At 64.5% G+C, this 23,141-nt stretch carries 19 protein-coding genes, 1 tRNA gene and 1 other RNA gene; 9 read left to right on the forward strand and 12 right to left on the reverse strand.

The features are described from left to right. The first annotated feature begins 2 nt into the window (after positions 1-2). Positions 3-1,151 carry a hypothetical protein gene (locus LDN85_RS03495; RefSeq protein WP_223944606.1) on the forward strand — a complete coding sequence of 383 codons (1,149 nt, stop codon included), beginning with the start codon at positions 3-5 and terminating at the stop codon, positions 1,149-1,151. Positions 1,152-1,163: 12 nt separating this feature from the next. On the opposite strand, the gene recR is transcribed toward LDN85_RS03495, so the two are convergent. The 4 genes from recR to LDN85_RS03515 all read right to left on the reverse strand — a co-directional run bounded on the left by recR (position 1,164) and on the right by LDN85_RS03515 (position 5,771). Beyond that, on the reverse strand, positions 1,164-1,763 hold the full coding sequence (recR, locus tag LDN85_RS03500) for a recombination mediator RecR (protein ID WP_026541824.1): 600 nt from the start codon (positions 1,761-1,763) through the stop codon (positions 1,164-1,166). Between the two features lie 33 nt (positions 1,764-1,796). After that, positions 1,797-5,228 (reverse strand): DNA polymerase III subunit gamma and tau, encoded by a 3,432-nt coding sequence (locus LDN85_RS03505; RefSeq protein ID WP_223944607.1) that lies wholly within the window; start codon positions 5,226-5,228, stop codon positions 1,797-1,799. A gap of 33 nt (positions 5,229-5,261) precedes the next feature. After that, positions 5,262-5,358: signal recognition particle sRNA small type (gene ffs / locus LDN85_RS03510), an RNA gene on the reverse strand. A gap of 89 nt (positions 5,359-5,447) precedes the next feature. Continuing rightward, on the reverse strand, positions 5,448-5,771 hold the full coding sequence (locus LDN85_RS03515; protein ID WP_026548307.1) for a hypothetical protein: 324 nt from the start codon (positions 5,769-5,771) through the stop codon (positions 5,448-5,450). A gap of 325 nt (positions 5,772-6,096) precedes the next feature. On the opposite strand from LDN85_RS03515, the gene LDN85_RS03520 reads away from it, so the two are divergent. Further along, positions 6,097-6,181, forward strand: a tRNA-Ser gene (locus LDN85_RS03520). Between the two features lie 46 nt (positions 6,182-6,227). Here the strand turns inward: LDN85_RS03520 and LDN85_RS03525 are convergent. After that, a complete protein-coding gene (locus tag LDN85_RS03525; protein WP_026548306.1) occupies positions 6,228-7,157 on the reverse strand; it encodes a LysR family transcriptional regulator in 930 nt (309 codons plus the stop codon). A gap of 123 nt (positions 7,158-7,280) precedes the next feature. Between LDN85_RS03525 and LDN85_RS03530 the strand changes: the two genes are divergently transcribed. Then, positions 7,281-10,754 carry a proline dehydrogenase family protein gene (locus LDN85_RS03530; RefSeq protein WP_223944608.1) on the forward strand — a complete coding sequence of 1,158 codons (3,474 nt, stop codon included), beginning with the start codon at positions 7,281-7,283 and terminating at the stop codon, positions 10,752-10,754. Between the two features lie 384 nt (positions 10,755-11,138). On the opposite strand, the gene LDN85_RS03535 is transcribed toward LDN85_RS03530, so the two are convergent. Continuing rightward, positions 11,139-12,062, reverse strand: coding sequence for an oxygenase MpaB family protein (locus LDN85_RS03535; RefSeq protein WP_223944609.1), 924 nt, complete (start codon positions 12,060-12,062; stop codon positions 11,139-11,141). An 84-nt stretch (positions 12,063-12,146) separates the two neighbouring features. Then, positions 12,147-13,589 carry an MFS transporter gene (locus tag LDN85_RS03540; RefSeq protein ID WP_026541830.1) on the reverse strand — a complete coding sequence of 481 codons (1,443 nt, stop codon included), beginning with the start codon at positions 13,587-13,589 and terminating at the stop codon, positions 12,147-12,149. Between the two features lie 116 nt (positions 13,590-13,705). On the opposite strand from LDN85_RS03540, the gene LDN85_RS03545 reads away from it, so the two are divergent. The 4 genes from LDN85_RS03545 (at position 13,706) to LDN85_RS03560 (ending at position 17,816) form a co-directional block, all read left to right on the forward strand. Next, positions 13,706-14,083 carry a MarR family transcriptional regulator gene (locus LDN85_RS03545; protein WP_026541831.1) on the forward strand — a complete coding sequence of 126 codons (378 nt, stop codon included), beginning with the start codon at positions 13,706-13,708 and terminating at the stop codon, positions 14,081-14,083. Positions 14,084-14,483: 400 nt separating this feature from the next. After that, positions 14,484-16,121 (forward strand): M23 family metallopeptidase, encoded by a 1,638-nt coding sequence (locus LDN85_RS03550; protein ID WP_223944610.1) that lies wholly within the window; start codon positions 14,484-14,486, stop codon positions 16,119-16,121. Between the two features lie 88 nt (positions 16,122-16,209). After that, positions 16,210-16,692 carry a glutathione peroxidase gene (locus LDN85_RS03555; protein WP_026548300.1) on the forward strand — a complete coding sequence of 161 codons (483 nt, stop codon included), beginning with the start codon at positions 16,210-16,212 and terminating at the stop codon, positions 16,690-16,692. A 140-nt stretch (positions 16,693-16,832) separates the two neighbouring features. Continuing rightward, the gene (locus LDN85_RS03560) at positions 16,833-17,816 is read left to right on the forward strand and encodes a phosphodiesterase (protein WP_026548299.1); all 984 of its coding nucleotides are present in this window, start codon (positions 16,833-16,835) and stop codon (positions 17,814-17,816) included. Here the strand turns inward: LDN85_RS03560 and LDN85_RS03565 are convergent. The 5 genes from LDN85_RS03565 to LDN85_RS03585 form a co-directional block, all read right to left on the reverse strand. Then, positions 17,794-19,425 (reverse strand): stealth family protein, encoded by a 1,632-nt coding sequence (locus tag LDN85_RS03565; protein ID WP_175493466.1) that lies wholly within the window; start codon positions 19,423-19,425, stop codon positions 17,794-17,796. The two genes, LDN85_RS03560 and LDN85_RS03565, sit on opposite strands and share 23 nt — an antisense overlap. A gap of 6 nt (positions 19,426-19,431) precedes the next feature. Next, entirely contained in the window at positions 19,432-20,352 is a 921-nt protein-coding gene (locus LDN85_RS03570) for a hypothetical protein (protein WP_026541836.1), read from the reverse strand. A gap of 130 nt (positions 20,353-20,482) precedes the next feature. Beyond that, complete coding sequence (locus LDN85_RS03575; RefSeq protein WP_223944611.1) at positions 20,483-20,875, reverse strand: hypothetical protein; 393 nt, start codon at positions 20,873-20,875, stop codon at positions 20,483-20,485. A gap of 132 nt (positions 20,876-21,007) precedes the next feature. Then, positions 21,008-21,400 carry a hypothetical protein gene (locus tag LDN85_RS03580; protein ID WP_223944612.1) on the reverse strand — a complete coding sequence of 131 codons (393 nt, stop codon included), beginning with the start codon at positions 21,398-21,400 and terminating at the stop codon, positions 21,008-21,010. Positions 21,401-21,519: 119 nt separating this feature from the next. Beyond that, on the reverse strand, positions 21,520-21,801 hold the full coding sequence (locus tag LDN85_RS03585) for a hypothetical protein (protein ID WP_223944613.1): 282 nt from the start codon (positions 21,799-21,801) through the stop codon (positions 21,520-21,522). A 329-nt stretch (positions 21,802-22,130) separates the two neighbouring features. Between LDN85_RS03585 and LDN85_RS03590 the strand changes: the two genes are divergently transcribed. Together LDN85_RS03590 and LDN85_RS03595 are read left to right on the forward strand one after the other, a co-directional pair. Next, positions 22,131-22,430 (forward strand): type II toxin-antitoxin system VapB family antitoxin, encoded by a 300-nt coding sequence (locus LDN85_RS03590; RefSeq protein ID WP_011773432.1) that lies wholly within the window; start codon positions 22,131-22,133, stop codon positions 22,428-22,430. A 61-nt stretch (positions 22,431-22,491) separates the two neighbouring features. Then, a complete protein-coding gene (locus LDN85_RS03595; protein WP_026541840.1) occupies positions 22,492-23,139 on the forward strand; it encodes a LytR C-terminal domain-containing protein in 648 nt (215 codons plus the stop codon). Positions 23,140-23,141 lie beyond the last annotated feature (2 nt).

Raw genomic sequence — 23,141 nt, forward strand, 5'->3', positions numbered from 1 at the left:
CCGTGAAACCTCAACCTGCCGGCGTATCGGTGATGACGCGCCGGGCGTACCATCCACTTCATGAGGTTAGCGAGCGGCGATGGCCGGCGTACCTGAACAAACGGGCGGCTCCGGCCCGGGACGAGCCCGAATACGAGCTGATCGGCGGCGTGATCGACGATCAACCGTCCAGCCGGTCAGGCCCAAAGGGCGATCCCGGGCCGCCGGGAACTCCGGGTCCTTTCAATGTTGCTGTCCGTGAGGCGTGGGGGAACACCCGGAAGTCCTTCGCCTCGTGGTGGTTTTGGCTGGCCTGCGTGCTGGGGATTGCCCTCGCTTGGGGCGCGGCATTGGCAGTGGTTGCCCTGGGGCAATCGAACGGCTGGTTCGAGGTAAGGATCGGAAGCGCCATCCACCTGATCATGGCGGTGTTCCTGGCCATGGCAGCCGCAATCCTGGGAACCCTCTGGGGTTTCCGTCATTTCCACGGAAGCATTCTTGTCCTGGCTCTCTCCGGAGCCATGCGCGGCGTGGCATTGGCCTTCCTGGCATGCGCTGCGTTGCTCGTGGTGGGCCTCACCGTTGGTGGCCCGATCGCGCTGGCCGGTGCCGCCGTCGTCGTTATTGTCCTGGAAGTGGTGCTGTTCGGGCTGATCGGTTCGGGCGCCAGGAGCTGCTTTGCCACCGTGGGGCCAGGCGCTGCCTTGGCTGTGCTGGTGGTCGCCTTCCTGTGCGCAGGCAATGTGGTTCTGACCATTCTGTTGCTGCCTGGAACCACCGTCATTGACCAGGCCTCCGTGCCGGTCAACGTGGAACGCGACGATTCCGGCAGGATCAATGCCTACGAGTGCGTCGGCGATCTTCGCCCGGTGGAGGTTGCCCACACTGAGCGGGTCGCATGGCTGGCCGCATCCAACCCCGGGCTGCTCCTGGGAAGCGTTGCGGCCGATATGGTCCCAGCCGATAACGAACTGGGCTGGGTGCTGTCCGGGCTGCAATGGACCGCCGACGGCCCCTCCCGCGACGTGCCTTGTCTCGGCGGGGAGTCCAGCGAAGGGCTTGCGCCGACAGTCCCGGTGGCCATCACCGGCCTTATGCTTCAGGCCCTGGTGGCTGCAGCGGTGCTCGTTCCAGCCCGCCGGCGGAGGGCACGGAAGGCCCGAACCAGCTGACGCTCCCGTCCTTTAGAGCAGTGCGTTGCGCCTGCCCTCGAAGGCCCTGCCGAGGGTCACTTCATCGGCGTACTCAAGGTCTCCGCCCACCGGCAAACCGGAGGCCAACCGGGTCACAGCGATGCCGATCGACTTGAGCATGCGGGCCAGGTAGGTAGCTGTGGCTTCACCCTCAAGGTTGGGGTCCGTGGCGATGATGATTTCCTGGATGGCGCCGTCATTCAGGCGCGTCAGCAGCTCACGGATCCGCAACTGCTCGGGCCCGATGCCCGCAATGGGATTAATGGCCCCGCCCAGCACGTGGTAGCGGCCCCGGAAGGACCGGGTGCGCTCGACGGCAAGGACATCCTTGGACTCCTCCACGACGCAGATAACCGAGGGATCCCTGCGCGGATCACGGCAAATATTGCAGGTTTCCTGCTCAGTAACGTTGAAGCAAACGGAGCAGAACTTCACGCGTTCCTTAACCGTGGTGATCGCGGTGACCAGACGCTTCATATCCTCCGGATCGGCCTCAAGGATATGGAACGCCAGGCGCTGTGCCGATTTAGGGCCCACACCGGGAAGCCGGCCAAGCTCATCAATCAGCTCTTGAACTGCACCTTCGTACACAATGTCCTCGTTCGTTTGAAATCAATGCTGGAGTCAGCGGGTTTGCAGGGGAGAACCGTCCAAGGCGCGCTCTTCGATCAGCTTTCCGCCCAGAATACGCTCCACCGCAGCACGCCCAAAGACCCTCGATTCCTCAATGGTTTCGTCCTCCGGACTGGGGATGTCCTCAGTCACAGCGGTGGGTGCTGCCGGGGTCCGCGCGGGCGCCTGGACACGTCCGGCTTGGGCCTCGGGGCTGTTGGTCAGCCGCTGATACAAGCTTTGGCGGCCGTTCGGACTGCCCGACGGCGCGTCCTCCTCGAGCGTGGCAACCGAACCGTGCGCTTCCTCGGGTTGGGCGGCGAGGGACGGCCACGGTGCAGGGGCGACGCTGGGGCTCGCCCCGGAAACGCTGGTGGTTGCCGCCGCGGGCATGGATTGCGTGCCGGGCCAGCTCGACGCCGGTGCGACGTCCCAGCTGGAGCTTGGGTTCTGCTCCGCAGTGGTCGGATGGCCGTAAGTTCCGGAGGCCGGCTCCGGGGTCCGCTCCTGCTCCGGCGTCCGCTCCTGCTCCGGGACCTGGGCTGCCGCGGGTGCGTAGTGAGGGGTGTGCGTTGCCGGTGAGGGCTCTTCGACCGTTTGGGCGGGGTTCTTGCCCACGTTGGATTCGGCGGTCACAACCCATGTGCCCGGCGTCTGCTCGACTGCGCGCGACCAGGGGTCGTCGGACGTGCTGCTCGAGGCGCGCGGAGTCGTGGCTGTGCTCGGAGTCGTGGTTGCGGCCGGGTTTTTGTCCAACGCTGAGGCCGGAGGTGTGGACGGGGAAGCTGTGCTCACGGGGCTCGCCGCTGGGGAGGTCGCCGGTTGTGAGCTCATACGGCCATAGCCCGACGGCGGCTCCCAGTCCGCTGGCGGCTCTTCATCCAGAGGAGGCGCATCCTCGTCGAGCGGTGGACCCCAATCGTCGTCAGGGTACGAGTAATCGCCGGACGGCTGCGACGGCTCGGGGGCCGGCTGCGACGGCTCGGGAGCCGGGGGAGCCGGGGGAGCGGAGGCGGCCGGGACAGCATGGACTGGTCCCGGGGTGTTCGGTTCCACGGCGGTGGGAGCTGCGGGAGCATTGGGCTCTTCCCGGGCGGGGGTGGCCGGCGCGGCTGCTCCTGCAAGGGGGGCATGCGGGGCTGTTGCTCCTGTGACGGGGCCATGCGGAGTTACTGCAGGCGGGGAAGCCGGAGCAAGGCCCCACGCGGAGTCGACAGCTGACACCGGTGCCGGTGCTACTGCTGTTTCAGCGGGCCCTGACGTTACACCTGCTGCTGTTGCCGCGGGCGAGTCCTCACCAACCGACGCAGGGGCGCCCGCAGGTGCAGCAGCCGGCGACGGCCGGCTAGTAGGCGCTTTTGGGTTTGGCTCAGAGCTCGCTGAGCTGTTGCCGCCAGCGACTGCCATGATCTGGCAGTCGATGCCAAGGGTCTTGTGAATAGCCTGGCGAAGGTTCTCGGAGTGATCAGCACGGCCGAAAGCACCCGCCAAGCCGCCAGTAGTGAAGGCAAGAGTCAGAACCTGGCCGTCGAACTGCGCAACCTGGGCGTTGGGTTCCACCAATGCCCAAGTGCTGCGCTTGATCTTGGTCAGCGTCTGCAGGACATCGGGCCATGCACGACGCAGGGCCTCCACGTCTCCGCCGCCGCCAGCGTGGGCGGGAGCAGGCGCTCCTCCGGTCGCGTTCGGCTGCGCGGTCGCGTTCGGCTGCGCTGCCGGTGCATGGGGTGCTGGCGCCTGGGGTGCCGGTGCTTGGTGTGCTGGTGCCTGGGGTGCCGGTGCCTGCGCGGGTGCGGACTGCTCCGGGGCTGCCGCGGGCTGTGCTTGCTGGGCAGTTTGCGGTGGAGCTGTTGGAGCCTGTGCGGATTGTGGCCGCTGCGCTGGCGTCGAAGCGGGCGGGGCCTGCGTGACACTTTCCGCTGAAGGACCCTGCGGAGGACGACCACCTGTGGGTCGGTCCTCAACAGGCCAATCGTTGGTCGAGACCCGCGGAGCTGTCAGGGCGCCACGGGACCCTGCCTCGTTGGGTTCGCTTTCCGAACGCGGGGCTAGGGTGCTGTGCGGGGGAGCACCCGCAGGCGCTGGGGCAGGCTGAACCGCGGGTGCCGGCTGGTTGTCCCGTGTCGCCTGAGCCGCGGGTGCCGGCTGGTTGTCCCGTGTTGCCTGAACCGGCTGACCGGCCGGGGCAGCCGCCGTAGCCGCAGCAGCCGGTGGGGCAGCAGTAGCCGCAGCAGCCGGTGGGGCAGCAGCAACAGCCGGGGTGCCGCCGTCGGCCCCGTAATTGAGGCGGCGTTCGACGCGATCGATCCGGGCAGCGATACCGCGCTCGGTTTGTTCGGCGCTGGGGAGCAGTATCCGCGCGCACAGCAGCTCAAGGTGCAGCCGGGGCGAGGTTGCGCCTGTCATCTCCGTCAGCGCGGTGTTGGTGACGTCGGCTGCGCGGGACAGCTCGGCCGCACCGAGGTTGGTTGCCTGGTTGCGCATCCGGGCGATTTGGTCCGCCGGCATGCCGCGAAGGATCGCCTGGGCGCTCTCGGGCATCGCCTGGACAATAATGAGGTCGCGGAAGCGTTCCAGCAGGTCCTCAACGAACCGCCGGGGGTCATGACCGGTCTGGATGACGCGGTCCACAGCCTTGAAGACCACCGCGGCGTCGGAGGCTGCAACGGCGTCCACGATGTCATCCAACAAGGAAGCATGGGTGTAGCCGAGCAGCGCAACAGCGAGTTCGTAGTCCAGGCCATTCGGTCCGGCGCCTGCCATCAGCTGGTCCAGGACGGACAGAGTATCGCGAACGGAACCCCCACCTGCCCGGATGACGAGCGAGAGTACGCCGGGTGCCACGGGAACGTTCTCCTGCTGGCAGAGGAGCTCGAGGTACTGCATCAGCGGCTCCGGCGGCACCAATCGGAAGGGGTAGTGGTGCGTGCGGGACCGGATGGTGCCGATGACCTTGTCCGGCTCCGTGGTGGCAAAGATGAACTTGATGTGTTCCGGCGGCTCTTCGACGATCTTCAGGAGCGCGTTGAAGCCGGCCGACGTGACCATGTGGGCTTCGTCGATGATGAAGATCTTGTAGCGGTCCCGGACGGGAGCGAAGGTTGCGCGTTCGCGGAGATCGCGGGCGTCGTCAACGCCACCGTGGCTGGCGGCGTCGATCTCGATGACGTCCAGTGAGCCGGAGCCCCCGCGCGCAAGTTCAATGCAACTGGGGCACTTGCCGCAAGGGGTGTCAGTGGGGCCCTCGGCGCAGTTCAGGCAGCGTGCAAGGATGCGCGCGGACGTGGTCTTGCCGCAACCGCGGGGGCCGGAGAAAAGGTAGGCGTGGTTCACGCGGTTCTTGCGGAGCGCTGTCATCAGCGGCTCCGTGACGTGTTCCTGCCCGATAACGTCCGCGAAAGAGTCCGGGCGATACCTTCGATACAGGGCAGTTGTAACAGTCACAAGTGAAACCTACCTATAGAGACTGACATTTAAATAAGTGACCCCTCATGCACCCGCCAGAGCCCATCTACCCTTGCTACCTTCCGGTCCTGGGGGAGTTCAACAGGATGACGCCACATGAGGGGCCGTCGACAAGCTTACCCGAACTTGGGTTGGGGTTCGAATCGGCCGGGAGGTCTGTGGATAACGCTCGACGGCGGGTGGCTTGGTTGCGCCGAATCACCGCCAACCATTCACCGGCCACGTCATGAAAGCCGGCTCCTCGTAAGGGTGTGCGGACCGCAGAGCCCGCACGACGGCGTCGAGCTTGTCCTCCTCCACCACGCACTCAACCCGGGTTTCGGGCACTTGCTCCTCAATCCCCACCTGGCCAACAGCGGGACGCGCACCGGGCAAAGGCGTAAAACGGCCGGTGCCGGGCGAGGTGAAAGCACAGTGGGAGTAGTTGCCGATCCGGCCGGCGCCGGCGTCGCCGATGGCCAGAAGAACCTCCTCGATATGTGTCTCGGGAACGTAAACAACCAGGGTGTACAGCTGCGTCATGGAGACATCGTGTCAATAAAGTTCGGCTACAAACAGGTCTCAACCATTGCAAAAGCCGGAGCCACAGCGGACCATGGGTATGTACACCGATTGGGGCAATCTCAAGATTGTGAGCTGCGGGGCCTGGGGGCGAGGGGCCGGACCCGGTAGCTCAACGATGTACCGCAAGAATGGGCGCGTTGGGGGCGTCCATTTTTCCGTTAACGGGGGTGTTTGAGGCGGCATCCGGGGAGTTTCCGAGGCTTCGCAGGGGTGGTCATTTAGCCCGATTACACGATGCTGAAATTCTCAGGTACAGTAGTATCTGCTTTCGAATCGGAAGCAAGGAGAATTCGCCTAGCGGCCTATGGCGCACGCCTGGAACGCGTGTTGGGTTAACGCCCTCGGGGGTTCAAATCCCCCATTCTCCGCGGTTGGCCCCAGTCCTTGGACTGGGGCCTTTTGCGTTCCCTGAAGCTATCCGGCGTCTGCCTGCTGCTCGGCATCCTGCTGTTGTGCTGCCGCCACCCGTTCCAGTACTTCGCGGCAGGCTGCGGTTGCGGGGTGAATGCGGCCGGCGGTCCTGGTGGACGTGAAGACTGTCCGTTTCGGCAGGCTTGGAAGGTCCAGCAGTTGGACGGTCAGGTTGCGCCCGGTCCACACAAGGTCCGGCATGAGTGCCACGGCATTGCCGGATTCGATGAGCCGGATCTGTGCCTGGAGGTCGGCCGTTTCGTAGCGCACGTCCGGCTCGAAACCCGCAGACCGGCAGGCTTGCTCCGCCCAGTGCCGCGACGCTGCGCCGCGGGGCTCCATGACCCACGGCATCGAGGCGGTGTCTGCAAGGGATGAGACGGTTTCGCCCCCCAGCCCAACGGGGGGAGTGGCCAGCCGGATGGCGTCGCTGGTGAGGATGACTCGATCCAGCCCGCTGTGGTGCGGGGCAGCATGGCCGGGATACTGCTCGGCCACCACCAGGTCGAAGTCCCGCGCCCACGTTTCGTAGAGTGCGGTTTCGGGTTCGCGCTGGGTCATTTCCACCCGCACTTCGGGATACTCCTGGCGCATGATGGTGAGGAAATCGGGCAGCAGCGCCAAGGCGGCGGATTGGAAGACTGCCAGGCGAACGGTTCCGGTCACCATGGACAGCGACGCTGCGAGCTCGGTTTCGGCGCGCTCAAGGGTCTCCAGGAGTGCTGCGGTATGCGCCACGAGGATCTCAGCCTGGGGTGTCAGTTGCACCCGGCGCCCGGCTTTTCGCAGCAGTTCAACCCCCGCTTCCTTCTCCAGCAGGGTCAGTTGCTGGGACACCGAAGAAGGGCTGTACTGCATAGCGTCGGCCACTTCCGCGAGGGTCCCGCGGATTTTAAGTTCGTGCAGCAAACGCAGCCTGCGGACGTCCAGCACGGCGGCCTCCAAAAGGTCGGGATGGGTAATCAATATTCGTCAGAAAAGATCGCTTTTCCTAACGTGATTGTAGATCCATACTGATGGAAACAAACAAACTTCTCCGCCTCAGAAGGAGCCCCCATGACCAGCACCATCCCGGATGCCACCGCCCCGAGCACCCAGGATTCCGGACAGTTCGACGCCTTGGCACAAGAAGCCATCGCCTTGGTCCGGCACTGGCTGACAGAAGCCGGCAAGATCCCCGTGGACGTCTCCGCACAGCGCCTCGCCGGCGTCTTGAAGGACCCCAACGGCCTTGACTTCACTGTCGGATTCGTCGACGGCGTCATCCGCCCTGAAGACCTGTCGGTCGCCGGCCGCAAACTCGCCGAGCTTGCGCCCAAGGTGCCCAAGTTCCTCCCGTGGTACATGCGCAGCGCTGTCCGCGTGGGTGGCGTCATGGCTCCGATCCTCCCGCAGGTAGTCATCCCGATCGCCCGCCGGGTTCTCCGCGAAATGGTGGGCCACCTGATCGTGGATGCCACCGATGCCAAGCTTGGCCCCGCCATCGCCAAGATCCGCCAGGACGGCGTCCACCTGAACGTGAACCTCCTTGGCGAAGCAGTCCTGGGTGAGCACGAGGCCCAGCGTCGACTCGAAGGCACCCTGAAGCTGCTTGCCCGCGACGACGTGGACTACGTTTCCATCAAGGAATCCTCCACCGTGGCACCGCACTCCCCATGGGCCTTCGATGAAGCCGTGGACCACGTGGTGGAGAAGCTCACCCCGCTGTACCGCCTTGCCGCTTCCTTCCCCAAGCCCAAGTTCATCAACCTGGACATGGAGGAATACAAGGACCTCAGCATGACCATCGCGGTGTTCAAGCGCATCCTGGACATGCCCGAGTTCAAGAACCTCGAGGCCGGCATCGTCCTCCAGGCCTACCTTCCGGACGCACTCGGTGCCATGCAGGAACTGCAGGAGTGGGCCGCCGCCCGCCGCGCCCAGGGCGGCGCTCCCATCAAGGTCCGTGTGGTCAAGGGCGCAAACCTGCCCATGGAGCAGGTCGAGGCCTCCCTCCACGACTGGCCGCTGGCTACCTGGGGTAGCAAGCAGGACTCCGACACCAGTTACAAGAACGTCATCAACTACGCCCTCACCCCCGAGCGCATCGACGCCGTCCGCATCGGCGTCGCCGGGCACAACCTGTTTGATGTCGCCTTCGCCTGGCTCCTCGCCAAGCAGCGTGGGATCGCCCAGCAGGGGCCTAAGGCCATTGAGTTCGAGATGCTCCTGGGCATGGCGACCGGTCAGGCCACCGCAGTCCGCAAGGACGTCGGCAGCCTCCTGCTCTACACACCCGTGGTGCACCCGGGCGAGTTCGACGTCGCCATCGCCTACCTGATCCGCCGCCTCGAAGAGGGCGCCAGCCAGGAAAACTTCATGAGCGCGGTCTTCGAGCTGAGCGAAAATGAAGCCCTGTTCAAGCGGGAGCAGAAGCGCTTCCTGGACTCCCTGGCCAACATGAAGGACGAGGTCCCGGGGCCCAACCGCAAGCAGGACCGCCGTCTCCCCGCGGAGCCGGCACTGCTCGAGGGCTTCAGCAACACCCCCGACACGGACCCCGCACTGCCTGCCAACCGTGCCTGGGGCCGCGACATCCTCAGCCGCATCCCCGGCTCCACCGCCGGTAACAAAATCGTCGAATCCACCAAGGTTTCCGACGCCGCTGAACTTGACCGCATCATCGCCACCGCCGTGGACCACGGCAAGGCCTGGGGTGCACGTCCGGCCGCCGAGCGTGCCGCGATCCTGCACCGCGCCGGCGAGGTCCTCGAATCCCGCCGCGCCGAGCTCCTTGAGGTCATGGCCTCCGAAACCGGCAAGACCATTGACCAGGGCGATCCCGAAGTGAGTGAAGCAATCGACTTCGCGCACTACTACGCCGAGCGCGCCAAGGACCTGGAAACGGTCGACGGCGCCACGTTCGTCCCAGCCAACCTCACCGTGGTGACCCCGCCGTGGAACTTCCCGGTGGCGATCCCCGCAGGCTCGACGCTTGCAGCGCTCGCCTCAGGCTCCGCCGTCGTGATCAAGCCTGCAAAGCAGGCCCGCCGCTCCGGTTCGGTCATGGTGGATGCCCTGTGGGAAGCCGGTGTGCCGCGTGAAGTGCTGGCCCTCGTCCAGCTCGAAGAGCGCGAGCTTGGCACCCAGTTGGTCTCGCACCCCAGCGTTGACCGGGTCATCCTCACCGGCGGCTACGAAACGGCTGAGCTGTTCCGTTCCTTCCGCCAGGACCTGCCGCTGCTCGCGGAGACCTCCGGCAAGAACGCCATCATCGTCACCCCGAGTGCTGACCTGGACCTTGCTGCCAAGGATGTTGTTTACTCGGCATTCGGGCACGCCGGCCAGAAGTGCTCTGCTGCCTCACTGGTGATCCTGGTGGGCTCGGTGGCCAAGAGCGCCCGCTTCCACAACCAGCTGATCGACGCCGCACGCTCCCTCACTGTTGGTTACCCGGAGGACGCCACCACGCAGATGGGGCCGATCATCGAACCGGCCAACGGCAAGCTCCTCAACGCCCTCACCACCCTGGGCGACGGCGAGACCTGGGCCATCAAGCCCGAACGCCTCGACGAGACCGGCCGCCTCTGGTCCCCGGGCATCCGCTCCGGCGTCAAGCGCGGCTCCTACTTCCACCTCACCGAGTTCTTCGGCCCGGTCCTGGGTGTCATGACCGCTGAGACCCTTGAGGAAGCCATCGCCATCCAGAACGAGATCGAGTATGGCCTCACCGCCGGCCTGCACTCCCTGGACTCCACTGAAATGGGTGTCTGGCTGGACACCATCCAGGCCGGAAACCTGTACGTCAACCGTGGCATCACCGGTGCTATTGTCCAGCGTCAGCCGTTCGGTGGATGGAAGAAGTCGGCCGTCGGCGCCGGCACCAAGGCCGGTGGACCGAACTACCTGATTGGACTCGGCAGCTGGCTCCCCGCCGAAGCCAAGGCCAAGCGCGGCACCGTGCTCCAGGGTGCGGCGGCGCAGGTTCTCGCTGCTGCGAAGTCCGCCGGGGTTACTGGTGTTGAGCTGCAGACCCTCGAGCAGTCGCTCTTCAGCGATGCCGCAGCTTGGGAATCGGAGTTCGGCACCCGCAAGGACGTCTCCGCTTTGTCCGCAGAGCGCAACGTCTTCCGCTACCGCTCCCTTCCTGTCACCATCCGGCTCTCCGAAGGCGAGCCGCTCGCCGAACTGCTCCGCGTGGCAGCAGCCGGCGCAGTGGCGGGCTCGAAGCTCACCGTGAGCTCCGCCGTCGTACTTCCCGACGCCGTGGTTACCGTGTTCGCGAACCTGGGCGTCAGCGTCAGGATCGAGGACGACGCCGCGTGGCTGGCCCGTGCGGCCAACTTCGACGCCGGCCGGATCCGCCTGATCGGTGGCGACTTCGCTGCGCTGAGCGCAGCCATGGGTGGCCGGCCGGATGTGGCCGTTTACCACGGTGCTGTGACCCAGGCCGGCCGGATCGAGATGCTGCCGTTCCTCCGCGAGCAGGCTGTGTCCATCACGGCCCACCGCTTCGGCACCCCGAACCACCTGTCGGATCACCTGATCTAGGGTTCACAAGGGCGTCCGCCGAGGGGTGAGTTCTCGGCAGTAAGTGCGTTTCAAAGGGTTGAGAGCTGACCCCTCGGCGAGGTCCACATGGCGTGGACTTGCGTCGAGGGGTTGGCTTTCGGCTTTAGGGGGTGAGCTCCCGGGGTTTAGGGGTTCTGCCGAGGGGTGAGCTTTCGGGAGTAAGTGGGCTTCAAAGGGTTGAGAGCTGACCCCTCGGCGAGGTCCACACCACGTGGGTTTGCGTCCAGGGGTTGGCTTTCGGCTTTAAGGGGTAAGCTCCCGGGGGTTTAGGGGTTCTGCCGAGGGGTGAGTTCTCGGGAGTAAGTGGGCTTCAAAGGGTTGAGAGCTGACCCCTCGGCGGAGGTGGGGAGAGCGAAAAGGCACTTAAGCTTCTGCGTACCCCAGCCTTTGCAATCTTCGGCGGGCGGCTTGCTCGCTCGGTCCGTGGGAGCCCAAGGCAAACCGGACCATGCCCAGCACGGCCCTGGCAGCGGTGACCACCGGCAAAGGAACTGGCCCGACCCGCGGGGCGCGCAGGCCTAGTAAGTCCCGATACTTGGGCTCAAGGCTTGCGACGGCGGCCGCGAACAGGATGCGGTAGCCAGGCGCCAGCAACGGGCTCAGGGGCGGGTTGCGGATGAAGGAAACCGTCTCGGCCAGGCGTTCGTCGGCCCGCAGGACCCCTGAGGCGTACCACTGCTCCAGTTCGGCGCGGACCTGGGCTTCGGTCAGCGGCGGATCCAGAACTCCCATGAGTCGTCCCGCTGCGGCCCATTCCCGGACATAGGCGTCCGCACCCCCGGGTATCGGCCTGCCCCAGATGCGGTTGGCGGCAAGGAACGAGTCCGCGTAGGTGACGTGGACCCAGCGCAGGAGTTCGGGGTCGTTGGCGGCGTAGTCATGCTTCACGCCGTTGCCGTCAAGGTAGCTTCCCCGGACGCGTTCGTGGATTTTCCGGACCCGGGCGGTCGCGGCTTCGGCGGCTTCTGTGGAGCCGTAGGTCACCGTGAAGATCCAGCGGACGGTATTGGCGAGTCGGCCCAAAGGGTCTTTCTGGAATCCGGAGTGCTCGTACACACCAGCCAGCGCACCGGGATGCAGGGCCTGCATCAGCAGCACCCTGATCCCGGCCACGATGGTGGCAACGTGCCCGTGCACCGCCCAGACGGCCGACCCCGGAAGGTGATATCCGGCGTCGTTCCCGTCTGCCAAGCGCGGCACCCACTCCGGAGGCGTGCCCGACGTCCCCGTGAAGGTGCGCTGCAGTTCGTGCCTGTACTCGGTGAGGTAATTCCTCATGCATCCCATTCGACCCCGCAATTGCGCCGGTGTACAGAGCAGGTGTCTAGAGCAGGTGTACAGAGCAGGAATACACCGGCGCAATAGGCGGAGTCAGGAATGCACGCGGCGCCGTTTCGGCGCAGCCGCGACCAGCAGGGCGGCGATCGCGACGGCGGCACTGAGGATCAGCCCCGGCCGGTACTGTTCCAGCATTGCTTGGGCGCTGACGGTGCCGGCGGCCTGGCCGTGACCGCTGACCAAAGCCGTCGTGACCGCCAGGACGAGGGCGGCTCCCACCTGGGTGCTGGTCTGGATCAAACCGGCGGCAAGACCCTGTTCGGAGTCCTTGATTCCTGCGGTGGCCTGAACGTTGATGGACGGGAAAGCCAAGGCAAAGCCGACGCCCAGCAGCACCACCGACGGCAGGATGTCCAGGGCGTAATTGGGCGTGGTGCCGACTCGGAGGAACAGGACATAGCCCAACCCCATGGCTGTGAGGCCTGCCAGGATCAGTTGCGTGGCGCCGAACTTCTCAATAAGCCGGTCCGCGAACGGGGCACTTGTGGCCACCAACAGGCCGGCGGGCAACAGGGCCAGTGCCATGCCCAGGGGTGTCCAGCCGAGCACCGACTGCAGGTACATGGTGACGATGAACTGGAAGCTCAGGTAGGACCCGAACAGTCCCACCGCGCTGAGGTTGGCCCTCGCTACCCAGCCTTCCTTGAGGATGCTGAAGCGGATCAGGGGGTGCTTGACCTTGTTCTCGATGACAGCGAAGGCGGCCAGCACGGCTACGGAAACTGCGAATCCGGCGATTGTTGCCACAGATCCCCAGCCCTGTTCCGGTGCTGATACCAAGGTGTACACGAGGCCGAGCATGCCCAACGCGAGGGTGACTGCGCCCCAGACGTCATGCCCGCTGTCTTCAACGGAGGGCTTGTCCTTGGGTATGAACTTCATGCCCAGGAGGACCACCACCACGGCGATCGGCACCGAAACCAGGAACGTCCAGCGCCAACTGAGGCTGGTCATCAGCCCGCCCACCACCAAGCCCAGCGAGAACCCACTTGCGCCGAACGTGGTGAAGATGGACAGCGCCTTGTTGCGCTCGCGTCCCTCTGCAAAGTTGGTGGTGATGATGGAGAAGCCGGTGGGTGCGGTGAAAGCGGCGGCAAGTCCCTTAACGAACCGGGTGGCGATCAGAATGGCGGGGTCGTCCACCAGTCCGCCCAGGAGCGAGGCAGCAGCGAACACCGTCAAGGCGATAAGGAAGATACGACGGCGGCCCAACAGGTCCGCGAGTCGGCCGCCCAGGAGCAGCAGGCTCCCGTAGCCGAGAACGTAGGCGGAGACGATCCACTGCAGGGAATCGGTTCCCAGGTTCAGTTCCTGTCCGATGGAAGGCAGGGCAACGCCAACCATGGAAACGTCCAGCCCGTCGAGGGCCAAAACGGTGCAGACGACCATCAGCAGCAGCCACTGGGCGCGGGTCCAGTGAACGGCTGAAACCAAAGGCGGCTCAGTTGAGGATTTGAGGGTGGTGGGTGATGTCATGCGCTTCAATCTATATGACGTGTCATTCAATGACAAGGACTACGATGACATGTCATTTTATGACGCAGAATCGTATGACGTGGATTCAAGCGGCGTCATGAACTAGAATCAGGCACATGGCAACGACGCGTGACCGTCAACTGGTTGAGCAGTGGCGCAGCATCCAGAGCTCCTACTTCCGAACCGCAGGAGCGATCGACCGCGCCCTGGAAGCGAAGTTCGACATTGGACTCAATGAGTTCGAAATCCTGGATCTCGTGGCCGAAAGCGAAGAGTCCGCGTGCCGCATGAAGTCCTTGGGGGAGCGCACCCCCATGACGCAAAGTGCCGTGTCCAAGGTGGTTGACCGATTGGAAAAGGCAGGACTGGTGTCGCGCCAAACCTGCGTTGACGATCGCCGCTCCCTCTTCCTGGAATTGACGGATGCCGGCCGCGCGCTCCACTCCACGGCCGCCGTCGAGCACCGTGCCCTGCTGAAGGAAAACCTGGGCTAGAGGCTGAATCCGCCTGGATCAGTGAGCTGATGATGTCCCAGCCCGTTCCAATGGTTTCGGCGGTGGGAACGAATCCGGAGTACTTCGGGAGGTCTCCGCCCGGGTCAGGTTATGGGTGTAGGCGCTGCCGTCGTCCGTCATGGGTCTCCAACCCGGGCCTCAGGTGCCGGCTGGATGGTCATTCAGGCTCATTCCTGGTGGGGTCCTGCATGCGGCCTCAGGTGCAGAAACGATCCGGTCCTGCAGGTCCCAACCTTGCTCAAGACATCTTGAGCAAAAACTGATGCAACCTTTCCGCGGCAAGCGCCCACGAAGCCTTTATTTCTTCTCTGATACCCGCAACAATGGTGCTTGCACGCCAGGCTGGGGTTTGGTGCCGCTGGCTTTTGGGGAGTGTTTTGTGGGCAAGCATCATGATTCAGACCGGGCAATAGACCTGATCCGTGCCGGAGGTTTCCGTCGCGTGCTGATCGCGGGGAGCCTGGCCGTTCTGGCCTTCTTCGCTTTTGGCTTCCAACCGCTGAATGCGGTCCTCTCGAGCAACGTTGATACTTCCCTGGCACAGGGTGTGGTGGGGCCGGCAGCGTTGGGCGGCCTGGTGCCGCCCGAGGCCGAGACCCTGGTTATTGATCCCGCGCCCGAACCCCCGGAACAACTCCCCGGCACCCCGATGGTATTTTTCGACCGCGCCATGGTCCGGACCGTCAGCAAAGACGGCTCAACAGGTCTGACAGTGGCTTCAGCCGGACTGTCCCGCCCTCCTGCCGGCGCTTTGTATGCTCCCCTTGAAGTCCTCAACCCGAGTTCGCCCTACGGATACCGCTACAGCCCGCTGACGGGTCTCGCAGGCGAATTCCACTGGGGACAGGATTACGCCGCCGCCTGCGGGACACGCGTCTACGCTGCCGACGCCGGTGTGGTCAGGGCCGTTGGCTGGCACCTGTGGGGCGGCGGCAACCGCGTGGAAATCGAACACGGCAACGGCCTGGTCACCACCTACAACCACTTGCAGGCCATCGGGGTCACCAAAGGACAATCGGTCCGCGTCGGCGAAGTAATCGCCGAGGTCGGGACCACCGGTTGGTCCACCGGATGCCACCTCCACTTCGAGACAATCGTCAACGGCCTGCACACCAATCCCAATGGCTGGACCTACCTGCCGATGCGGCAGATTGATCCGCTGCAGAACATCACCATGGTCAACTACCAACCCGGTGTTGGAACAGGGACGTCCACGGCCCCGGTATGGGCTGTTCCGGTAGCCGACGGCACCAACCGCGCCGTCATCGGCGGAGAGCACGAAGAGCCGGAGCCACTGCCTGTAGTTGTTCCACCGGTCACCACGAAGCCACCGGTCACCAGCACACCGCCGGGCACCACAACACCAACCGCAACGCAGACACCAACCGCAACGCAGACGCCGACGGCGACTTCCTCACCGTCCGCGACGGCGACCCCGACGCCGACTGCCACAGCGACGCCGACGCCGACGCCGACTGCCACAGCGACGCCCACGCCGACGCCGACCCCGACGCCGACTGCCACAGCGACGCCCACGCCGACGCAGACCGCCGCGCCGACGCAGACCGCCGCGCCGACGCAGACCGCCACCCCGACTCCCACACCGTCGCCGAGCACCTCGGCTCCGTCAGCGACGACCACCACCACGGCACCTGCCGCTAAAACGGTGGCACCCCCGGCCGCCGTCGTGCCTCCCGCAGCGCCAGCCGCGCCCGCTCCGGCCCCGGCCGTAGTTGCCCCGGCAGCACCCGCCGCAGTAGTCCCGGCTCCTGTAGCTCCTGTAGTGGTCGCTCCAGCGCCTGTTGCCCCAGCCGTGACGCAGGCCGTGGCGCCTGCTACCGCTCCCGTGGCACCAGTGGCTCCCGTTCCGGCTCCAACGCCCGTTGCTGTCCTGCCGTCAACCCCACCGGCGGTGGTTCTTCCGCCTGGATACGTCCTGGTGGCACCGGACAAGGTCCGGCTGCCCAACGGAACGGTGGTTCTGCTCTCCACCCTGGTCCTGCCGCCGACGCCCTAGAGGCTCCTGCGTTTCGCGCCCCAAAGCAGGCTCCCGTAAGCTCGATGGCGGCAAGCCCGCCAGCCGACGACGTCAGGAAGCGAATCCCATGACCAGCCTGTACAGCATTCCCCTCACCTTCAACGATGGCTCAGAAGCGGACTTCGGCCGGTTCGAGGGGAAAGCGGTCCTGGTGGTCAACGTCGCTTCCGAATGTGGCTTCACCCGCCAGTACGCCGGGCTCGAGGAGCTGTATGGCAAATACCGCGGGCAGGGCCTGGAGATCCTCGGAGTGCCCTGCAACCAGTTCGGCGGCCAGGAACCAGGCGCGGATGCGGAGATCGCGGAGTTCTGCGAGCGGAATTTCGGTGTGACCTTCCCGCTGACCAGCAAAGCAAACGTCCTGGGCAAGGAGCAACATCCACTCTTCGCGGAGTTGACCCAGGATGAGGACGGCCAGCCGGTCAAGGTGAAGTGGAACTTCGAGAAGTTCGTCATAAACCGGGAGGGTGAACTTGTGGCGAGGTTCCCATCCACAGTGGAGCCTGACTCCGAAGACCTTGTGAACGCAGTGGAAAAGGCGCTGGCATAAGGCCATCAATTTGGAAGGGAGGAAAGTAATTTTCCAACATTCCGCCGGATGTTAGCCAGATGTTGGCTGGTTGTCTGGTTGGATTGGCCCTACTGGATTGACACGGGAGGCGCCGTCTCCCACCAAACGCTAAGGCAGCCATGGAGCTCATCGAGGCCGAGTACCCCAAACCAGGTCATGTGCTTTTGCACCTGAGTGATCTGCACCTGGTGGGTGGTCCAGGCACGCTCTACGGCTCCGTGGACAGCGCCACCAGGCTCCAGGAGATCTGCGACCAGATCGTCGCCTCCAGGATCAGGCCTGAGGCCATCATCTTCACCGGAGACCTCGCGGACAAGGGCGAGCTGGAAGCCTACAACCGGCTCCGCGACATGATCGAACCGGTCTGCGAAGCCCTTGGAGCCAAGGCCATCTGGGCCATGGGCAACCACGACAACCGTGCGAACTTCCGCTCCGCCTTCGCCGACGCTTCCGAGGCCAGCAAACCCCAGGATCCGGTGGACCGCAGCTACTTCGTCAACGGACTGCGCATCATCACGCTGGACACCACCGTTCCGGGACACCACTACGGTGAACTCTCCGAATCCCAGCTGGAATGGCTCGCCGCCGAACTGGCCACCCCCGCGCCCGACGGCACCATCCTTGCCCTGCACCACCCGCCCGTCCCGTGCGTCCAGGACCTCGCGGTGCTGGTGGAGCTGCGCGGCCAAGCCGCGCTGGCCGCCGTCGTGCGTAATACCGATGTCCGCACCATCCTGGCCGGTCACCTGCACTACTCCACGACGGCGGGCTTCGCCGGCATTCCGGTATCGGTCGCCTCAGCCACGTGTTACACGCAGGACCTTGGGGTCCGTGCGGGCGGACAGCGGGGCAGGGACGGCGCGCAGTCGTACAACATGATCCACGTGTACGAACACACGATTGTGCACTCGGTGGTGCCCATGTCCGGGGGCGTCACAGTGGGCGAGCCCGTGGACGCAGCCGAGGTTCAGCGCAGGCTGGCTGAGGCAGGCATCCGCATTCCGCACGAATCGCGGGTGGGTGCCCATACTTCGCCGGGCACGCACACCTCCTCGATGCCGCTTGTTGCTCCCAGTGGCTTTACTTCTCCCAAGGCGCCTTGACCGGGAAGTACTTCTCCAGGAAGTCCGTCACCAGGTCGGCGCGCTCGTTCGCCTCAACCTCCGGGAAGCTGCCGTCATTCAGGCAGAAGAAGTCCATGTGGCGCTTCGCCAGGAGCTTGGGCAGGTAGTGCAGGCCGGCCCACATGGTGGAGTCCACATACCTGACCTTGGCACTGGTCTGCGTGACTGCCCGGCCCGTGAGCAGCGCGTAGTAGTGGTAGAACGAGTTGGTGACCGAGATGTTGTCCGCCGCGCGGAAACGGCTTCCGGCGGTCTTGGCGAACTCGGCCGGGAATTCCTTCTCCATCTGAGCCACCACACTGCGCCGCAGGGGAGCCGCAGTGTGTTCGAGGTGCCGTGTGGTGATCCGGCCGAAGCGTTCCCAGAGCAGCTTGCGGTTAACGCGTGCCGCGTTCTCGAAGCCACTGCGCTCGGCGTCGTTCTCGCCCAAGCCGATCCTGGTGTCCGCTTCGATGAACTTGGTGATGCCACCGGGCGTAAAGAACATGTCCGGGCCTACGGGGCGGCCAAAGAACATGTCGTCGTTGGAGTACAGGAAGTGCTCTGACAGTCCCTCGATGTGGTGGAGTTGGCATTCCACGGCCTGCGAGTTATGCGTGGGCAGGACCGAGGTATCGGCGAAGAACTCCTCGCTCCGAACAATGGTGACGGACGGGTGGTCGGCCAGCCATTCCGGTGCGGGGGAGTCGGTGGCGATGAAGATCCGCCGGACCCAGGGCGCGAACATGTGCACCGAGCGCAGCGCATACTTCAGTTCGTTGATCTGGCGGAAGCGTGCCTCGTGGTCGTCGCCTTCGCCAAGCACTGCCTCAGCCTGCTGGGCGCGACGCCGCGCAATGTACTCGGGGTCGCTGCCGTCTACCCAGGAGAACACCATGTCGATATCAAAGTCGATGTCGCTGGCGTGGTCCGCAAACATGTTCTCGATGGTGGGCCAGGTCAGGCCGTGCCGCTGGACGGTGCCACGGACCGCGTCCTGCCGCAGCATGGTGCGGCGGGTCAGGGAATTCTCCACGGGCAGCTCAAGGTGGTCGCCTTCAAAGCGCCACAGCTCCAGCTGGACGCCCAGGGCCGGCCCGTACCAGAGGCCACCGCCGGTTTCGACGCGGGGGCGGTACAAACGGAAGATGCGGGCTTTTCGGTTGGCGGACAACTCGCCGTCGGCTACCAGAACCGAGGTCTTCTTCTTGGCGTCCACGGTCATGGAGTAGAAGGGCTCGTTGCGGAATGCTGAAACCAGCGCCTCACGGACATCCTTGCGCGACTCCCAGTCCACCGCGATGACGGGCCGCTCATCGTTGCCGCGCACCAGGATGAAGTCGACGCCGGCAGCGTCCAGCGCCGCCCTCACAGCCAGAAGATCGGACACCATGGCTTGTTGCGGGGTGAGGTCGGCGTTGACCAGGGCGTACCGCCCACGGTGACGGACGACGTCGGGCCTGTGTTTAAGATGCGCTACGACGGCAGGCGAAATCGCCTCAGCAATCGTGTCCTCTTCGATGGACGGGCTGCCGTGGTAAATCGGATCGACCTGTGCTTGTGTGATGGCTGTTTCTCCGGGATCGTCGGTGCGTGGAACTGGTCTCACTGGTTGCTAGATGGAAAGCGCCTCGCGCCAGCTGCGAAGGAAAGCGCCGCCGGCGTCGTCGTGGATGACATCGTCCGCCAGTTGAAGGTCAGCGGCCGTCAGGATGGTGTAGGGCTTCACCGGTACGCCGTCTGCGGGCCGGACGTCCACGTGCTTTACGTCGTGATCGTTGTGGTGAAGCCAGTCTGCCATGGCGTAGTCCGTGCGGGAATCACCCACGGTCCGCCAGGCAAGCGGCGTAATGCCTTGGGCTGCGAGAAGTTCGACGGCGCGGCTGGCACCGAGGTCCTTGCCGAGGCGGACGGATTCGATGTCCGTGGAGATGATGGTGGGGTCCAGCCGGTAATCTGCCGTGTCATCGGATTCCGGTGCATGGTGGTCCAGGATCGCGGCGCTGAGGCCGTGGCGTCCCATGATGTCCAGGGCATCGGCGTCGAAGAGTTTCTGTTCCGCCAAATAGTCAGCGCTGGCTACGTTCAGGTGCTGCTCCACCGAAACCATGGCGCGCTTCGTCTCATCAAAGAACATGTGGGCGGAATAGTCTTCGGCAACCAGCCTGCGGATGTCGTCCCCGTAGGCCTTGGGCACGGCGAGTTCGTGGTCCACATGGATGGGACCGGGGCCTTCGGCGGTGTAGCTGAACCACACCGCACCCTTCTCGCAGATCGCGTGGATGACAGTGTTGGCCGGCATTCCGGCGGCGATCATGGGTTCCATGACTTGCTCGCTGATGAACGCATCCGAGCGGCCCGTGTTGAAAATGACGGGAATGCCCGCCGAGGCCAGCGCCACCAGGTCCGCGATGATGTCCGGCTTGACGTCGCGCGTCACAGGGCTGGCGATGGGGCCGTCGACATCCAACAGCAACGCCAGGGCAGGCGTGGTGTGGGCAGCGGTCCGGTCAGTACCTTGGAGCGGTTGAGTCATGCCCCTATTCTGTCAGTCCGCGCGGGTGCGCTCACAGCTGTGACGTCTGTGACGCCACAGGAGGGATATAGACGGCACCCGTGGAAAGGGCGCGCCAGTACCGGCGGCGGTATGTGGTGGTCATTGCTTCCTACCGGAATTTGCTTTCAGGGTCGGGAACGCAACGGGTGTTGCCGCCGAGCGTGGTGCCGAAGCTGCTCGTCCCAAGCTGCAGGGAGAACTTGCCATCGCCAAAGCCAGTGGTGATCTGGTCTCGGTTGGCCCCTGAAGGCTGGGTTTGAACAACTCTTAGCCCTTTGCTTTCAAAGGCTTCCTTTACCGTCTTATGCATCGCTTCAGCCTGATCTTCTGAGATCGCGACCTGCGTGCTGTCGAAGCTGAATTGAGTCCCCTCCATGCCCAGAGGCAGATGGCAGACGTCCCCCTGTGCCTCTGGAGTGACTTTTGTCCAGTCGCCGGGGGCGAGGGCTTGGACTTCCGTGAAGAGGTCAAGGTATTCCTTGCGGGCTTGTTCCGGGTCCATGGCCTGCTCCGCGGTGCTGGTAGGTGGGTTGGTTCTCGGCGCTGTCCCGCACCCCGCAAGGGTGAGAAGAAGGATCGCAGCGGCGGGAAGGATGCGCCAGTACCGGCGGCGGTATGTGGTGGTCATTGCTTCCTACCGGAATTTGCTTTCCGGGTCGGGAACGCAGCGGGTATTTCCGCCGAGGGCGATGCCGTATTTGCCGGTGGTGATTCCCATGACGAACTTTTCGGGGCCGAACACGTCGGTTCTTCTGACAGAGTTTTCGCCTCCGTCGGTGTGTTGCGTGACGGTGAACCCTGTGGTTTCGAACTCAGCCTTGACCTTGTCGTGGAGAGCGTCCATTTCTTCCCGGCTCAGCGGGCTTCGGGTGGCATCGAAAGAGACTTGGGTGCCTTCAGTGCCGGGAGGGCCATCACAGACCCCTCCGGGTTTGTCTGGCGTGACCTTTGACCAGTCGCCCGGGGCGTGGGCTTGAATCTTGGTGAAGAGGTCGAGATATTCCTTGCGGGCTTGTTCTGATCCCATGGTCTGCTCCGCAGTGCTGGTAGGAGGATTGGTGCTCGGCGCTGTCCCGCACCCTGCAAGGGTGAGAAGAAGGATTGCCGCGGGAAGGACTCGCCTGTGCCGGCTGCGGTGGGTGGTTGTCATGTTTTCGGGTTCGTGAGTTGTTCGGCCCAGCCCAAGGCGATCCTGGCCTGGTTTTTACATGACTCGGTTCTCCTGTCGAAGTACCCGTAGATGCCGTCCGTGCCGCCGGTGATGGCGCAGGCGTCCTTGAACAGACGCCCGTAGCCCCCGTTGAAGTCCTGCACTGCCTGCTCTATGGCCCCGCACAGGAAGCCTCCCTCGGCCCGCAGAACCTCGTCGGCAGAGTTCGCGGCACTGACCAGCGCGTCGGCTGCGCCTTCATCAAAAGCAATTCCCATGCCCGCCCCAAACCGGAACAATAAATCCAACGACTAGCATAACTGCTGTTTGAGCAATTGGAACGTCGTAGTGGTCGTAGTGTTGGACGGCTTTAGGAGGTTATGTATGCCGGAGGATGCCAGGAAGCACCTGCGCCCGACGGCGGAGCGGGTAGCCGAGGAACTGAATATGTCAGTGAATCTGGGCAAGGTGTTGCTTGAGCCGGTGATCTGCGGTCGTCCAGGTCCGGGGCCTTGGAGCAGGAACCGGAAGTCACCTTTTGGCTACAACCTGCCTGTGCCGCGGGTCACAAGTTCCGTTAGGGCGCCAACTTCCATAGGCTTGCAGGGTGATCTTCAAAGCTGTGGGCGAGGGACGCCCGTACCCTGACCATGGATACTCGGCGCCGCGGGACTGGGCTGCCTTGCCTCCGCGCCCTATCCGCCTCGATGAACTGGTAACCACCAAACGGACCTTGGATTTGGAGGCATTGTTGGCTGAGGACTCAACCTTCTTTGGCGACCTGTTCCCCCATGTCGTCCAGTACCAGGGCGTCATGTACCTCGAGGACGGCCTCCACCGGGCCGTCCGCACGGCGCTGCACCAAAGGACCGCGATTCACGCACGTGTGTTGGTAATCGATGGCTAGGCGGACGGGTCCCACCAGTCCGGAGGAGCCCGCAGCAAAAAAACGTAAGCGTCCCAAGGATGTGACGCTGCTCCATGGCCACCACGTGGTCACCGGCCCGGAGCTCCGGGCCACCTTTGCCGAGGATGCCGCGGCCCAGAAGAGCCGTTTCCGGCGCCGGCTGCTTCACGGAATTGTCCTGGTGCTGCTGGTGGGTGTGATCGCTGCCGGGGCGGTGGGAGCCTGGGCCATCATGAACGGCGTGATCAAAGTCCCCACCGCGATCGCCAGTAAAGCCCCGGTGAGCCTGTGCCCCACCACCACGTTCGACTACGTTCCGAACGAAACAGTGAACCTCAACGTCTTCAACGCCACCTCCCGCGGCGGCCTGGCAGGTACCGTGGCTGAGCAATTTACTGCCCGGGGCTTCAAAGTGGCCTCGGTGGATAACAGCGAGACCGCCTATGCCGGAGTGGCCGTAGTAGTTTCCGGCGTCAAGGGCCAGGCGGCTGCGTTCAACGTCCAGCGCAACCTTGCCGGCACGGACTACTTCCAGGACAACCGTGAGGACGAGTCCGTGGATGTCATCCTCACCTCAGGCTACGAGGGCCTGGTGGAACCGGAACTGGTGGATCAAACTCCGGGGAAGCTGCTGTGCCCGCGCGAGGACCTGCGGATTGCCGATAACTCAAAGTGGCCGATCATCCCGACGCTTCCAGCGGGGCAGTAACG

This window comes from Arthrobacter sp. StoSoilB20 (genome assembly GCF_019977295.1).
GTDB classification, from domain to species: domain Bacteria; phylum Actinomycetota; class Actinomycetes; order Actinomycetales; family Micrococcaceae; genus Arthrobacter; species Arthrobacter nicotinovorans_A.